Source organism: Nostoc sp. C117, from assembly GCF_043099735.1.
Lineage (GTDB): Bacteria > Cyanobacteriota > Cyanobacteriia > Cyanobacteriales > Nostocaceae > Nostoc.
Window position 1 is genome coordinate 2,812,571 of record NZ_CP170991.1, and the last position, 17,228, is coordinate 2,829,798.

2 protein-coding genes are annotated in these 17,228 nt (G+C 43.8%); both read right to left on the minus strand.

Features of this window, described 5'->3' with window-relative positions:
* Nucleotides 1-11: 11 nt before the first annotated feature.
* Nucleotides 12-7,310: an amino acid adenylation domain-containing protein gene (locus ACFG4S_RS12630; protein ID WP_392535131.1), complete on the minus strand. Its 7,299-nt coding sequence runs from the start codon at nt 7,308-7,310 to the stop codon at nt 12-14.
* Nucleotides 7,307-17,221, minus strand: coding sequence for an amino acid adenylation domain-containing protein (locus ACFG4S_RS12635; RefSeq protein WP_392535132.1), 9,915 nt, complete (start codon nt 17,219-17,221; stop codon nt 7,307-7,309). Before ACFG4S_RS12635 ends, ACFG4S_RS12630 begins: the two co-directional genes overlap by 4 nt.
* Nucleotides 17,222-17,228 lie beyond the last annotated feature (7 nt).

The window sequence follows — 17,228 nt, forward strand, 5'->3', positions numbered from 1 at the left end:
CTAAAATGAACTCACTTAATATCTACAGGATATGTGTTAGATAAGAACTTGATAGGCCGAATCTGACGATCTAAATCAGGTTTATATTCATTACCTGTAACTTCTTGTGTTTGCTCAATACAAACTTTCAACTGTTCCGCTAAGACCTGAACGTGGGGCAGATTCATCATTGTCACATGATTACCTGGGACAAAATGGACATCCACTGGTTCGGCAGAAAATTTGCTCCAGCCCCAGTACAAATCCTGCAAAATATCAGAAAGTACTTCACTATTAGATTCATCAATATTGACGACATTCTCCTTGGCGCGTAAGAGAGTAATTTTGGTTGGATAAACCTCTTGTGGTACATAATTAACTACAGCGTTAGCTTTGAGCAATTGCACCATATTATTAAGCTGCATAATTTCATCGTCAGGAGGCAAGATATCAGCATCTTTTAATCTTTCTAAAACATATTTCAACTGATCTTCCCAAACCATAGATTGAAGAGTATCAACAGAACAATCCATGTTTTTGCCGTAAACAACTTCGATTGTGTTTGCTAATTCAGCCAACCATTTAGTGTTATCCAAATCAAAAGCTGATGGATTTTTCTGATGAAATGGTGCTGTAGTATCAAGAATGGCAACTAAAGCAACCTTATGACCTTTACGAAGTAACTGCTGCGCCATTTCAAAGGCTAATTTACCGCCAAAAGAATGCCCTGCTAAAAAATATGGACCCTGTGGTTGAACAACTAAGAGTGTTTGAAGATAATGGGCGGCTACATCCTCAACTTGGGTAATTAGTTCTTCTCCTTCACCAGGAGCAATTGCTTGGAAACTGTAAAATGGTTGGTCTGAACCCAGATAACGGGCTAAATCATACAAGTAAAAGGGATAGCCCGCAGCCCCTGGAAGACAAAACAAAGGTGGCTTAGAACCGTGCGGCTGAAGTGCTACCAAGGGAGATCCGCTCTTAGAATCTGAATCGAATGGTACAATGGTTGCCAATTGTTCAATAGTTGGATTTTGGTAAAGGCTGGCGATCGCAATATTTTTACCAAACTGCTTTTTAATTTGAGCCATTAAGTAAGGAGTTAAAAGAGAGTGACCACCGAGGTCAAAGAAATTATCTTTTACTCCCACCTTGTCAACTTTCAAAATTCTTGACCAGATTTGCGTTAGTTCCAGTTCTACTTGGTTGCGTGGAGCAATATATTTGTCTGAATTACTGCTGTGTAAATCTGGTGCAGGCAATGCACGGCGGTCTACTTTGCCGCTGGGAGTTAGTGGCATTGATTCCAACATTACAAAAGCGCTTGGCACCATGTAGTCTGGTAGCTTTGCTTTCAGGAATTGCCGCAGTTCGCTGATTGTGGGTGTAGAATTCTGATGTGCTACCACGTAAGCAACTAGCCTTTTATCACCCGGAGTATCTTCGCGGGCAATGATACAACATCCCTCCACATCTCCATGCTGGCTCAGTACTGCTTCAACTTCTCCCAATTCAATGCGGAAGCCTCGCACCTTAACCTGATTGTCAATACGTCCCAGGTATTCAATGTTGCCATCTGGTAAATAGCGGGCTAAATCCCCTGTTTTGTAGAGGCGTGAATGCCCGTTAGTGCTAAAGGGGTTGGAGATAAATCTCTCTTGTGTTAACTCTGGCCGGTTGAGGTAGCCTTGCGCCAAAGAGACACCACCAATGTGCAATTCTCCTGCTACACCCACGGGTACAGGCTGTAGGTACTGATCTAGGATGTAAATTTGCGTGTTAGCAATGGGACGACCAATAGGAGGTAGTAGCGGCCAAGTCTCTACTGAGTTATTCAGAGTAAAAGTGATGATTACATGGCTCTCCGATGGCCCGTAATGATTGTGCAAAGTACAATCATTTAATTTGCTTAACCATTGAGAAATCGTGGGAGTAATTTGTAACTGTTCCCCAGCAGTAATGATTTCCCGCAGATGACTATTAACTAATTCACCACCAACAGCGACTTCAGCTAGTTGCTGTAAGGCAACAAAGGGAACAAACAGTCTCTCAACAGCTTTTTCTTGGAGAAAACCTAACAAAGCTGAGGTATCTCGGCGCAATTCCTCCGTAATTAAAAACAATCTACCTCCCGAAAACCAGGTAGAAAACATTTCTTGGAAGGAGACATCAAAGCTAATAGGAGCAAATTGCAGCGTTTTTGCTCCAGTGGAAATTGTATTATTTTGCAGTTGCCACAGAATCAGATTACAAAGAGCAAGCTGACTCAAGGCTACACCTTTAGGCTTACCTGTAGAACCAGAGGTATAAATTACATAAGCTAAATTAGTTGCTTGCACACCAGAGATGAGATTATCCTGACTAGACTGAGAAATCAGTTGCCAGTCAGTATCCAAAAAAACTTGGCTTGCTTGATGCTGAGGTAATCTGTCGAGGAGTGAATGTTGGGTTAGCAACACTGAAACTTGAGCATCTTCTAACATAAAAGCCAAACGCTCTTGAGGGTAGTTTGGATCGAGTGGCACATAAGCTCCACCAGCCTTGAGAATGCCAAGTAGTCCTACTACCATCTCTAGCGATCGCTCTACACAAATGCCTACCAGCACATCTGCTCTCACTCCCAAAGACTTCAGGTAGTGCGCCAACTGGTTAGCACGGCAGTTTAACTGCTGGTAAGTGAGTTGTTGATTGCCAAACTCCACCGCCACTGCATTGGGTGTACGCTCTACTTGCTCCTCAAACAACTGATGGATAGATTTATCACGGGGATAATCCACCTGAGTATTGTTCCATTCAACTAATAACTGCTGTTGCTCTGTCTGTGACAGCAAAGGCAATTGCGAAATCCGCTTCTCTGGGTTAGTAACAATTCCAGAGAGCAATGTCATAAAATGTCCAGTCATCCGTTCAATTGTGCTGGCATCAAATAAGTCAGTGTTATACTCCCATACACCCGCCAGTCCATTACCAGTGTTCTGTATTGATAAAAACAAATCAAACTTGGCAGTTGCGCTTTCTACTGGCAAAGAACTGATAGTTAAATCAGCAAGCTCTATCTCAGATATAGGCACATTCTGGAGGGCAAACATGACTTGGAAAAGTGGTGTATGACTGAGATCCCGTTCTGGCTGCAATACTTCTACTAGCATTTCAAAAGGTAAGTCCTGATGAGCATAAGCATCTATTGCCATCAATCGAACGCGACCAAGTAATTCGTTAAAGCTGCGATCGCCTGATAAGTCAGCACGTAACACTAAAGTATTGACAAAAAAGCCAATTAACCCTTCAATTTCATTACGATTACGGTTTGCAATTGGCGAACCCACCAAAATATCTTCCGTACCTGTGTAGCGGTAAAGTAAGGTATCAAACGCTGCCAACAACGTCATAAAGAGAGTACAACCTTGCTCCTGGCTCAATTTTGTCAGCTTATTGCTTAACTCAACTGAGAGTGCAAACTCTTGATGTCCACCAGCGAAAGTCTGCACAGATCCTCTGGGTCGATCTGTTGGTAGGGACAACAAGGCTGGGGCAGCTTTTAGTTGTTGTTGCCAGTAACTTAGTTGAGTTTGCAGTACCGAGCCTTGCAACCAATTTCTTTGCCAGATAGCAAAATCTGCGTACTGAATCGACAGTGGTGTTAAAGGTGACGGCTCACCTTGAGAGTAAGCGTTGTACAGTGCTGCTAGTTCTTGAATAAACACACCCATTGACCAGGCATCAGAGACAATATGGTGCATACATACACTCAAAACGTGTTCTGTCTCGGATAGCACAATTAATGTTGCCCTAACTAATGCTTGGTTTGCTAAGTCAAACGGTTGACTAGCCTGTTGTTGCACTAATTGCCTTAAAGCTATTTCTTGCTCGTTTGTAAAATCCTTGAAGTCAACAATTGATACAGTCTCCTGTTCCCTGTTCCCTGTTCCCTGTTCCCTTCTCGTTTGAATAAGTTGAGTTGGTTGTCCATTAACGGTTACAAAGTTGGTGCGTAAGGCTTCGTGACGATTAATGATTTCATACAAGCTTTGTTCTAAAGCAACTTGATTAAGTGTTCCGACTAGACGCAAAGCCATAGGAATGTTGTATATGGCACTGTTCGGCTCGAACTGGTCTAAAAACCAAAGACGCTGTTGAGCATAAGACAGTGGTAATTCTGCATTCTCTGCCCTTGGTAAGATGGGTGGAGAAACCAATTCTAAGTCTTGTTGCTGCAATTGCTCAATCGAACGCGCCAATTCGGTAACTGTTGTTCTGGCAAAGAACTCACGCAATGGTAGTTCCACTTTGAAAATGTTGCGGATACGTGAAACTAGTTGCGTTGCTAGCAATGAGTGTCCCCCAAGTTCAAAGAAGTTATCATATATGCCTACTTGGTCTACTTTCAGGGCTTGTGTCCAAATTTGCGTCAGGATTTCTTCAATCGGAGTGCGCGGGGCAACAAAACTTATTTCTAGTCCCTCACGAGAGTCTGGCGCTCTCAATGCGCGACGGTCTACCTTGCCGTTGGGAGTCAGAGGTAAAGACTCTATCATCACAAAAGCATGAGGTATCATGTATTGTGGCAGTTGACTAGAAAGAAACGATCGCAACTGGCTGATTGTAGGTGGATGCTGTTTATGTCCTACCACGTAGGCAACTAAGCGTTTATCACCTGGATGATCTTCACGGGCAATAATACAAGCTGTCTGCACATCGCTATGTTGGTTCAGTAATTCTTCAATTTCTCCCAATTCGATACGGAAGCCGCGGATTTTTACCTGATTGTCGATGCGTCCCAGGTATTCAATGTTGCCATCTGGTAAATAGCGTGCTAAATCTCCGGTTTTATATAATTTACTCCCTTCTGCCTTCTCAAACGGATTAGGAATAAATTTTTCTTTTGTCAACTCTGGACGATTAAGGTAGCCTCGTGCCAACCCCAAACCACCAATGTGCAATTCACCTGGTACACCAATCGGTACTGGTTGCAGATATTCATCTAAAATATAAACCTGGACATTGGCGATCGCCTTACCAATAGATATTTTATTGTCATCTTCAGTGCATTTTGCGATCGTGGCACAGACACTAGCTTCTGTTGGCCCATAGGCATTGAAGAAGTTTCTGCCAGCAGACCATTGTCTGATTAATTCAGCTGAACAAGTTTCTCCCGCTACAATAATTGTTTGCAGTGCCGGAAGTTCCGACCCAGGCATAACTGCTAACGCCGATGGTGGTAGGGTGATATGAGTAATGCAATGACTTTGTAATTGCTCAATTAATGGCTTCCCTGGTAGTAGAGAGTCTTTTGTTCCCACATACAGCGTTGCACCTGAACCCAAAGCCATCAAAATTTCTGAGATGGAAGCATCAAAACTGAAGGAGGCAAACTGAAGAACGCGGCTATCCGAAGTCAAGCCAAAAGTTTGAATCTGAGCTTGGGCTAGGTTGCATAATCCCTTATGCTCAACCATGACACCTTTAGGTTTACCTGTAGAGCCTGAAGTGTAAATCAGATTAGCTAGATGAAAAGCTTTGACTCCACTGATTGGGTTATCTTGATTGTTTTGGGCAATTTGTTGCCAAGCTTCATCTAAACAGATAAGTTTTGCTTGATGCTCAGGAAGTCTTTCAATAAGTCGCTGTTGAGTCAACAGTATAGAAACTTGAGCATTTTCTAACATGAAAGCCAAACGCTCAGTCGGATACTCTGGGTCAAGTGGTACATAAGCTCCGCCTGCCTTGAGAATCCCCAACAGTCCCACCACCATATCTATTGAGCGTTCTACACAAATAGCCACTAGCGTATCTGGTTTTATACCCAGAGACTGCAAGTAATGAGCTAAATAATTAGCGCGACAATTTAATTGTTGGTAAGTCAGTTGTTGATCTTCAAACACCACAGCTATAGCATCAGGTGTACTCAAACATTGCTCCTCAAACAACTGATGAATACACTTATCAACAGGATAATCTGCTTGAGTATTGTTCCATTCAACTAATAACTGCTGTTGCTCTGTTTGTGACAGCAAAGGCAATTGCGAAATCCGCTCCTCTGGATTAGCAACAATTCCAGAGAGCAATGTTACAAAATGCCCACTCATCCGCTCAATTGTGCTGGCATCAAATAAGTCAGTGTTATATTCCCATATCCCCACTAGTCCAGCAGCTGAGTTGTGCATTGATAAAGTTAAATCAAACTTAGCAATTGTGCTTTGGGGTGGCAAAGAACTGATAGTTAAGCCAGCAAGTTCTACTCCAGACATGGGCGTATTCTGGAGGACAAACATCACCTGGAATAGTGGTGGATGGCTGAGATCCCGTTCTGGTTGTAACGCCTCAACTAGCATTTCAAATGGCAAATCTTGATGAGAGTATGCTCCTAGAGCTATTTGCCGAACGCGAGAGAGTAATTCGTTAAAACTGGGATTGCCTGATAAATCAGTACGCAACACTAAAGTATTGACAAAAAAGCCAATTAACCCTTCAATTTCACTGTGTTCGCGGTTTGCAATTGGCGAACCCACCAAAATGTCTAATTGTCCTGTGTAACGGTAAAGTAGGGTATCAAAGGCTGCCAATAACGTCATAAAGAGAGTACAGCCTTGTTTCTGGCTCAGTTGTGTCAGTTGATTACTTAACTCAACTGAGAGTGCAAACTCTTGAATTGCGCCAGCGAAAGTCTGTACAGCAGGTCTTGGTCGGTCTGTGGGTAAGGACAACAAGACTGGTGCATCTTTTAGTTGTTGTTGCCAGTACGAGATTTGATTTTGCAGTACCTCCCCTTGCAACCACTCTCTTTGCCAGATGCCAAAATCTGCGTACTGAATCGGCAGTGGTGTTAAAGGTGACGGTTCACCTTGAGAGTAAGCGTTGTACAGTGCTGCTAGTTCTTGGATAAACACACCCAATGACCAAGCATCAGAGACAATATGGTGCATACACAGTAACAATATGTGTTCTGTCTTGGACAGCACAATTAATGTCGCTCTGATTAATGCTCCCTCTGCCAAGTCAAAAGGCTGAATCGCTTGTTGTTGCGCTAATTGCTGTGTAGCGATTTCTTGTTGGCTTGGTGGCAGATGTTCGCACTCAACTACTGTTACTGTCCAATTAATTTGTGTTTGAATGATTTGAGAAGGTTTTCCATCAATCGTAATGAAATTAGTGCGTAACGCTTCATGGCGATCGATAATCTCTTGGAAGCTTTGTTCTAAAGCAGCCCGATTGAGATTTCCCACTAGACGCAAAGCTAAGGGGATGTTGTATATAGCACTGTTCGGCTCTAACTGGTCTAAAAACCACAAACGCTGTTGAGCATAAGATAGGGGTAATTCTTCAGTCATCATCTTTTGCTCCTTGGTAGAATGCGTGGAACAGTTAGGTCTGAGTTTTGTTGCTGTAACTTGCCGATTGATGGCGCTAATTCAGCGATGGTCGGGGTATTGAACAATTCGTGTAAAGGAAGTTGGACTTTAAAGCGATCGCGGATGCGTGAAAGTACTTGTGTTGCTAGTAGCGAGTGTCCCCCAAGTTCAAAGAAGTTATCGTGTATGCTTACTTGCTCTACTTTCAGCACTTGTGACCAAATTTGTGCCAGCATCTCTTCTATAGGGGTGCGTGGGGCTACATATTTTTCTGTGCGTTCACTATGTAAATCTGGTGCGGGTAAAGCGCGGCGGTCTACTTTGCCGTTGGGAGTGAGTGGCATTGATTCCAACATCACAAAAGCGTTTGGCACCATGTAGTCTGGTAGCTTGGCTTTCAAGAATTGCCGCAGTTCATTGATTGTGGGTGTATGCTGATGCGGCACGACGTAGGCAACTAAGCGTTTATCACCTGGATTGTCTTCGTGGGCGGTGACTACAGATGCCTGCACATCGTCATGTTGGTTCAGTAATGCCTCAATTTCTCCCAACTCGATGCGGAAACCGCGAATTTTTATTTGATTGTCAATGCGTCCCAGGTATTCAAGATTACCATCAGGCAACCATCTGGCTAAATCGCCAGTTTTGTAGATTCGTTCTTTTTTACCAAATAAGTCGAGTTCGATGAATTTTTCAGCTGTGAGTTCAGGACGGTTGAGATAGCCACGGGCTAAACCATCGCCGGCAATACAAAGTTCCCCAGGAATGCCGGGAGGCAGGAGTTGGTTTTGGTTGTCTAAAATGTAAATACGTACATTGGCAATTGGCTGTCCAATTAATAAATCGCCCGCCAGATCCCTTTTTCCAGTTGCTTCGTAAACACAACACCCAACAACCGCTTCTGTCGGCCCATATTCGTTAATCAGGCGGGTATCAGGAGCATGAGTCAACCAGGGAATTATTTGGTTAGCGTGTAATGTCTCACCGCCTAGAACAAAGGCATTGACACGATTCGGCATGGTATCAGGCTCAATTTGCTGATTGAGTATTTCCAGATGCGAAGGTGTGATTTTGACGAGCGATAGATGATTGTTTTGTTTAACAATGTCTGCTAGAAGCTGCAATTCTTGTTTTTCTCTTACCAAGATGGTGGTACGCCCACAAATTAGAGGGAGGTACAGTGATGTAATGGTTGCATCAAAGCTAAGAGAAGACTGCACAGGTGTACCTTGTCCTTCTGCTACTGCGTAGTAGCCTTTAGCCCAGTGTAAATAGTTACTTAAACCCCGATGCAGTAGTTCTACTCCTTTGGGTTGTCCTGTAGAGCCTGATGTATAGATTACATAAGCTAAATCATCGGGTTGACTTTGCCGACTGGGGTTTTCTGTAGATTGGTTGGCAAAGTTATCGCGATCTAAACACAGTATCAAAGGGGATTGAGCAAGAGTTTCTTTGTTGTCAACGCCTTCTGCGATCGCACTCAAGTCTTTGAGTTGACTATGGGTGAGCAAAACCTTTGCCCCACAATCTTGCAGCATGAAACGAATTCGCTCTTGTGGGTAGTTCGGGTCAATTGGCACATAAGCTCCACCCGCCTTGAGAATGCCCAACAATCCGACAACCATTTCTATTGAGCGTTCCACACAAATACCCACCAGCACATCTGCTCTCACTCCCAAAGACTTCAGGTAGTGCGCCAACTGGTTAGCACGACTATTCAATTGCTGGTAAGTGAGTTGTTGATTTTCAAACACAACTGCTACTGCATCGGGTGTTCGCTCTACTTGCTCCTCAAACAACTGATGGAGACACTTATCTAGTGGATAATCTGCCTGAGTATCGTTCCATTCCACTAATAATTGATGCTGTTCGACTTCTGTCAGGAGGGGCAATTGTGAGATTTGCTGTTCTGGGTTAGCAACAATTCCTTCGAGCAATGTCACAAAATGCCCACTCATGCGCTTAATTGTGCTGGCATCAAATAAGTCAGTGTTATATTCCCATACACCCACCAGTCCATTAGGTGTACTGAGCGACTCGTGCCGAGCGGAGCCGAGGTAAGTCGAAGTACCAGTGTTCTGCATTAGTAAGGTAAGATCAAACTTGGCAGTTATGCTTTCTGCCATCAATGGAGTGACACTCAATCCAGGCAACTCTACTTCAGACAAAGGAACATTCTGGAGGGCAAACATCACTTGGAACAATGGTGTATGACTGAGGTCTCTGTGTGGTTGCAATGCTTCCACCAGTATTTCAAAAGGCAAATTCTGATAAGTGTATGCCTCCATTGCCATTTCTCGAACGCGACCCAGTAATTCACTAAAGCTCGGATTCCCTGCTAAGTTGGTACGCATAACTAAGGTGTTGACAAAAAAGCCAATTAACCGTTCTATTTCACTGCGATCGCGGTTAGCAATTGGCGAACCCACCAAAATGTCTTCTGTACCTGTGTAGCGGTAAAACAGGGTATCATAAGCTGCCACCAACGTCATAAAGAGAGTACAACCTTGCTCCTGGCTCAGTTTTGTCAGCTTATTGCTTAACTCAACTGAGAGTGCAAACTCTTGATGTCCACCAGCGAAAGTCTGCACAGATCCTCTGGGTCGATCTGTTGGTAGGGACAACAAGGCTGGTGCATCTTTGAGTTGCTGTTGCCAGTAATTTAGTTGGCTTTGTAGTACGCCTCCTTGCAACCATTGTCTTTGCCACAGTGCAAAATCTGCATACTGAATCGACAGTGGTGTTAAAGGTGACGGCTCCCCTTGAGAGTAAGCGTTGTACAGTGTTGCTAGTTCTTGAATAAACACACCCATTGACCAGGCATCAGAGACAATATGGTGCATACACACTAAAAAGATGTGTTCTGTCTCGGACAGCACAATTAATGTCGCCCTAACTAATGCTTGATTTGCCAGGTCAAAAGGCTCAATAGCTTGTTTTTGCACTAATTGCTGTGTAGCAATTTCTTGTTCAGTTGTTGATAAATGCTTTAAGTCAACTACTGTTACTGTCCAATTCCTTTGTGTTTGAATAAGTTGAGAAGGTTTGCCATCAACTGTAATAAAGTTGGTGCGTAAGGCTTCGTGGCGATTAATGATTTCATACAAGCTTTGTTCTAAGGCAACTTGATTGAGTATTCCGACTAGACGCAAAGCCATAGGAATGTTGTATATGGCACTGTTTGGCTCTAACTGGTCTAAAAACCATAAACGCTGTTGAGCATAAGACAGTGGTAATTCTGCATTCTCTGCCCTTGGTAAGATGGGTGGAGAAACCAATTCTAAGTCTTGTTGCTGCAATTGCTCAATCGAACGCGCCAATTCAAAAACTGTTGCTGAGGTAAACAATTCACGCAATGGTAGTTCCACTTTGAACCAGGTGCGGATACGTGAAACCAGTTGTGTTGCTAGTAGTGAGTGTCCGCCAAGTTCAAAGAAGTTGTCATGAATGCCTACAAGCTCTAGTTTCAGCACTTGCGCCCAAAGGAGTGCCAGCATTTCTTCAATCGGAGTGCATGGGGCGACATATTTTTCTAGTATTGTGGTGTCTAAGTCTGGTTTTGGTAGGGCGCGGCGGTCAACTTTGCCGTTGGGAGTCAGGGGTAAGGATTCCAAGATGACAAAAGCACTTGGCACCATGTACTCTGGCAACTTTGCTTTGAGGAATTGCCGTAGTTCGCTGATTGCGGGTTTACAGTCCTGATGTGCTACCAAGTAAGCAACTAAACGTTTATCACCAGGATTATCTTGACGAGCAATAACACAAGATGCTTGCACATCCTCATGTTGGCTCAGGACTGCTTCAATTTCTCCCAACTCAATGCGGAAACCACGTATTTTTACTTGATTGTCAATTCGTCCCAGGTATTCAATTGTGCCATCGGGTAAATAGCGGGCTAAATCCCCTGTTTTGTAGAGGCGATTAGAATTAAAGGTTTCCCCTCTGCTTCCCTGCTCTCCTGCTCCTCTGCTTCTTCTAAAGGGGTTAGAGATAAATTTCTCTTGTGTCAATTGTGGGCGGTTAAGGTAGCCTTTTGCTAAACCTAAACCACCAATATGCAATTCTCCTGCTACACCTACAGGAACTGGTTGTAAGTGTGAATCTAAAATGTAAAATTGAGTGTTAGCTATGGGACGACCAATGGGTGCGATTGCGCGGAGCGCAGCGCCAGAGGCGATCGCATTTCTAGCTTCTAGTTGCGTTGACTCATTCCTAAGTTGGCAAATACTCGACCAAATTGTTGTTTCTGTCGGCCCATAGAGATTCCATACTTGAGCACCAGTTTCTAGTAATTGATGGGCTAATTGAGGTGGTAAGGCTTCTCCCCCACACAAGAGTTTCATTCCCAACTGTTGAGTAGATAAGCCAGAAGCTACCAGCATTTGCCAAGTCGCTGGAGTCGCTTGCATCACCGTTGTGCTTGAGTGCTGTAACTCTAGTAACAGCCTAGCACCATCCTTAGCGACTTCACGCCCAACTACTACTACCTTTGCTCCTACCACCAGTGGCAGATATAGTTCCAAAGCCGCAATGTCAAAGGATATGGTAGTAACGGCACAGAAAGTATCAGAGTGAGTTAATCCTGGACAATGACTCATGGAAGCTAAAAAGTTGACTACACTGCTGTGGTTAACTTGAACTCCTTTTGGCTGGCCTGTGGAACCTGAAGTATAAATTACATAAGCCAAGTTTTCTGGTTTGCTGCCAGTAAGTGGATTTTCTCGACTGTGTTGCTCAATGAGTTGGCGATCGCTATCCAAACATACTACCTGTGCGGTATGCTCTGGCAAAGATTCCAATAATGATTGCTGAGTTAACAACACTGGCAGCGCCGCATCATCTAATATGAAACTCAAACGTTGTTGGGGATAGTCTGGGTCAAGTGGCACATAAGCCCCACCCGCTTTGAGGATGCCCAGTAATCCCACAACCATTTCTATGGAGCGCTCCACACAAATACCCACCAGCACATTTGCGGATACTCCCAAAGACTGCAAGTAATTTGCCAACTGGTTAGCGCGACAGTTTAATTGGTAGTAAGTAAGTTGTTGGTTTTCAAATATAACCGCTACAGCATCGGGGGTGCGCTGAACTTGCTCTTCAAATAACTGATAGATGCACAAATCTTGGGGATAATCTACCTGAGTATCGTTCCACTCCACTAATAACTGATGCTGCTCAATTTGTGTCAGCAGGGGTAATTGTGAGATTTGCTGTTCTGGGTTAGCAATAATTCCCTCAAGCAATATCTGAAAATGTCCAGTCATCCGCTCAATTGTGCTGGCATCAAATAAGTCAGTGTTATATTCCCATATACCCACTAGTCCAGTAGCAGTATTCTGCATGAATAAATTTAAATCAAACTTTGCAGTTGTGCTTTCTGGCATCAATGGAGTGACGCTTAACCCAGGCAACTCTACTCCAGACAAAGGCATATTCTGAAGTGCAAACATCACTTGGAACAGTGGTGTATGACTGAGGTCTCTTTGTGGTTGCAATGCTTCCACCAGCATTTCAAAAGGCAAATTCTGATAAGTGTATGCCTCCATTGCCATTTCTCGAACACGACCCAGTAATTCACTAAAGCTCGGATTACCTGCTAAATTGGTACGCATCACTAAGGTGTTGACAAAAAAGCCAATCAACCCTTCTATCTCACTGCGATCGCGGTTAGCAATTGGTGAACCCACCAAAATGTCTTCTGTACCTGTGTAGCGGTAAAGCAGGGTATCATAAGCTGCCAACAGCGTCATAAAGAGAGTACAACCTTGCTTTTGACTTAGTTGGATCAATCCTTGACTGAGTGGCTGTGAGAGCGCAAACTCTTGATGTGCGCCAAAGAAAGTCTGTATAGCAGGTCTTGGTCGGTCTGTGGGTAGGGACAACAAGGCTGGTGCATCTTTGAGTTGCTGTTGCCAGTAATTCAGTTGGCTTTGTAGTACGCCTCCTTGCAACCATTGTCTTTGCCAAATGGCAAAATCTGCATACTGAATCGGCAGTTGTGCTAAAGGTGACGGCTCACCTTGAGAATAAGCGTTGTACAGTGCTGCTAGTTCTTGAAGAAACACACCCATTGACCAGCCATCAGAGACAATATGGTGCATACACACTAATAAGATGTGTTCTGTCTCGGACAGCACTAGTAATGTCGCCTTAACTAATGCTTGATTTGTCAGGTCAAAAGGCTCAATAGATTGTTGTCGCGCTAATTGCTGTGTAGCGATTTCTTGTTCAGTTGTTGATAAATGCTTCAAGCCAACTACTGTTACTGTCCAATTCGTTTGTGTTTGAATAATTTGAGAAGGTTTTCCATTAACGGTTACAAAATTAGTGCGTAAGGCTTCGTGGCGAGCAATAATTTCATGTAAGCTTTGTTCTAGGGCAACTTGATTAAGAGTTCCGACTAGACGTAAAGCTAAGGGGATGTTGTATAAGGCACTGTTCGGCTCGAACTGGTCTAAAAACCACAGACGCTGTTGAGCATAAGACAGTGTTAATTGAGCATTCTCTGCCCTTTGTGTGATGAATGGTGTAGAAAGTTCTAAGTCTTGTTGCTGCAATTGCCCAATCGATTGCGCCAATTCCGCAACTGTTGATCTGGCAAACAATTCACGCAATGGTAGTTCCACTTTGAACCAGGTGCGGATACGTGAAACTAGTTGCGTTGCTAGTAGTGAATGTCCTCCAAGTTCAAAGAAGTTATCATGTATGCCTACAATCTCTAGTTTCAGCACTTGCGCCCAAAGGAGTGCCAGCATTTCCTCAATGGGTGTGCGCGGGGCGACAAATTTTTCTAGCAGTGTGGTGTCTAAGCCTGGTTTTGGTAAGGCGCGGCGGTCAACTTTGCCGTTGGGAGTCACGGGTAAGGATTCCAAGATTACAAAAGCACTTGGCACCATGTACTCTGGCAGCTTTGTTTTGAGGAATTGTCGTAGTTCGCTGATTGCGGGTTTACAGTCCTGATGTGCTACCAAGTAGGCGACTAAACGTTTATCACCAGGGGTATCCTCATGAGCGATGACACAAGATAACTGCACATTACTATGTTGGCTCAATACTGCTTCAATTTCGCTCAACTCAATGCGGAAACCACGTATTTTTACTTGGTCGTCAATGCGTCCAACGTATTCTATATTGCCGTCATTTAAATAGCGTGCTTTATCCCCAGTTTTGTAGAGGCGGGAATGTGGTTCATTACTAAAAGGGTGGGGGATGAATTTTTCTTGTGTTAACTCTGGACGGTTAAGGTAGCCTTTTGCTAATCCTGCACCACCAATATGCAATTCTCCTGGTACACCTACAGGTACTGGCTGTAAATAAGAGTCCAATATATAGATTTCAACATTGGCTATAGGGCGACCGATGGGTGGTGAAATATTATCATCCCGCCCATTAGAAACTACTAGTCCTGAAGTTGCGACAACAGTATTTTCAGTTGGGCCATAATTATTCACTACCTGGAAAGGGAGTAAACCTGATGGATATCGATGAAGCTTATCCCCCCCAGTTAACATAGTTCGCAAAGTTGTATTTTCTGGCCATTCCAGAGACAATAATTGCTCTGCCATTGGTGTTGGTAGAAAACTGATAGTGATCTTTTTCGATCGCAACCAATCTTGCAAATCTACTGGGGATAGAAGAATTTCAGGTTTGACTAAATATATACTTGCTCCTGCGGTCAGGTAAGGCCACAACTCCCATACAGCAGCATCAAATGCTGTTCCTGCTAGCTGAGTAGCTTTGTCTAAGGTCGTGATTTTAAAAGTACGTTGATGCCAAAACACCAAATTTAGCAATCCTTGATGGGCAATCAGCACTCCCTTGGGTTGACCTGTAGAACCGGAAGTATAAATCACGTAAGCCAAGTTAGCTGCTTGTGTCTCAGTGATGAGATTATCCTGACTTAACTGAGAAATAAGCTGCCAGTCAGCATCTAAATAAACACGCTGTGCAGTATGCTCAGGCAATCTGTCGAGGAGTTTCTGCTGAGTCAGCAATACTGAAACTTGAGCATCTTCTAACATCAAGCGCAAACGCTCGGTAGGATAGTCTGAAGCAAGTGGCAAATAAGCGCCACCCGCTTTCAGAATCCCTAGCAGTCCCACCACCATTTCTAAGGAACGCTCTACACAAATACCCACTAGCACATCGGCTTTTACACCCAAAGACTTGAGGTAGTGCGCCAACTGGTTTGCGCGACAGTTTAATTCGTGGTATGTAAGATGTTGATTTTCATACACCACTGCTACAGCATCGGGAGTACGTTCAACCTGTTCCTCAAATAACTGATGAATACATTTATCTTGGGGATAATCTACCCCTGTATCATTCCACTTTAGTAATAACTGCTGTTGTTCAATTTCTGTTAGCAGAGGCAATTGTGAAATCTGCTCTTGAGGATTAGCAACAATTCCTTCGAGCAATGTTTGGAAATGTCCCCTCATCCGCTCGATTGTGCTGGCATCAAACAAGTCAGCATTGTATTCCCACACACCCACCAATCCAGTTGCAGTATTCTGCATTGATAAAGTTAAATCAAACTTGGCAGTTGCGCTTTGGGCTGGTAATGAACTGATAGTTAAGCCAGCAAGCTCTACTTCAGATATGGGCGCATTCTGGAGGACAAACATCACCTGAAACAGTGGCGTATAGCTGAGGTCACGTTGTGGCTGCAATGCTTTTACCAACTCCTCAAAGGGCAGGTCTGGATGAGCATAAGCTTGCAGTGTCAGTTGCCGCACTTGACTTAGCAATTGCTGAAAACTGGGGTTGCCAGATAAATCGGTACGTAATACTAAAGTATTGACAAAAAAACCAATTAACCCTTCAAGTTCCAAGCGATCGCGGTTAGCAATGGGCGTACCCACTACAATGTCATCGGAGTCTGTATAGCGATAAAGCAAGGTGGCATAAGCCGCAAACAGCGTCATGAATAGGGTGGCTCCCTCTTGCCTAGTGAAATTAGCGATCGCTTCACTCAGTTCAACTGAAAATTTTCCATATTGAATTTCGCCCCGAAAAGTTTGAATCGCTGGTTTTGGTCTGTCTGTGGGTAATTCTAGTAAGGTAGGAGCGTTTTTGAGTAGTTGCTTCCAGTAATCAAGCTGCGTTTGGAGTACTTCTTTTTGCAACCATTTTCGTTGCCAAATAGCAAAGTCGGCATACTGAATTGGTAGCTCAGGTAGCTCTGGGGACAAGTTATTGCAGATGGCTGAGTAAATGGTTGCTAACTCGCGCATCAATACACCTATTGACCAACCATCTACTACAATGTGGTGTATTGTTAGTACCAAAGCGTGTTCTACTTCTGTGAGTTTAACTACAGCAGCTCGGATTAAAGGAGAACTAGCAAGGTCAAAGGGTCGATTAGCTTCAGTTGTGGCTAATTTTTGGCAAGCTATTTCTCTTTCACTTTCAGGTAGTTCTGATAGGTCTACTATTGGCACACTTAAAGTTAAGCTGTCAGTAATTATCTGGACTGGCTGCTCGTTGATGGTGCGAAAGTTAGTACGTAGGGCTTCGTGGCGATCGATAATTTTGTTGAGGCTTTGCTCTAATGCCACGACGTTCAATTTACCGTGAAGTTTTAGGGCTGCTTGTTCGTTGTAGGAGGGGTTATCTGGTTCCAACTGGTTTAATAACCAGAGTCGTTCTTGGGCAAAAGACAGAGGTAAGTTCTGAGGGCGATCGGCTTTGATCGGGGGAAAATCTGTATCGGTGTCCGCATTTTTGTTGTGCAGCAAGAAGATAAGTTCTGCTTTATTTTTAGCTAATAAGCCACGAGTTTCTAGTGTCAATACCCCTTTTGGAGCATTAACACGCAACTGTTCACCTTCAACCCACAACTTTACACCCTGTTTACTAAGATCAACTACCAATTGTTCGATATTCACAGAAACA

What these genes read in the sequence shown, in the direction of transcription:
- ACFG4S_RS12630 (WP_392535131.1), bottom strand. Translation starts at nt 7,310, where the DNA reads ATGATGACTGAAGAATTACCCCTATCTTATGCTCAACAGCGTTTGTGG.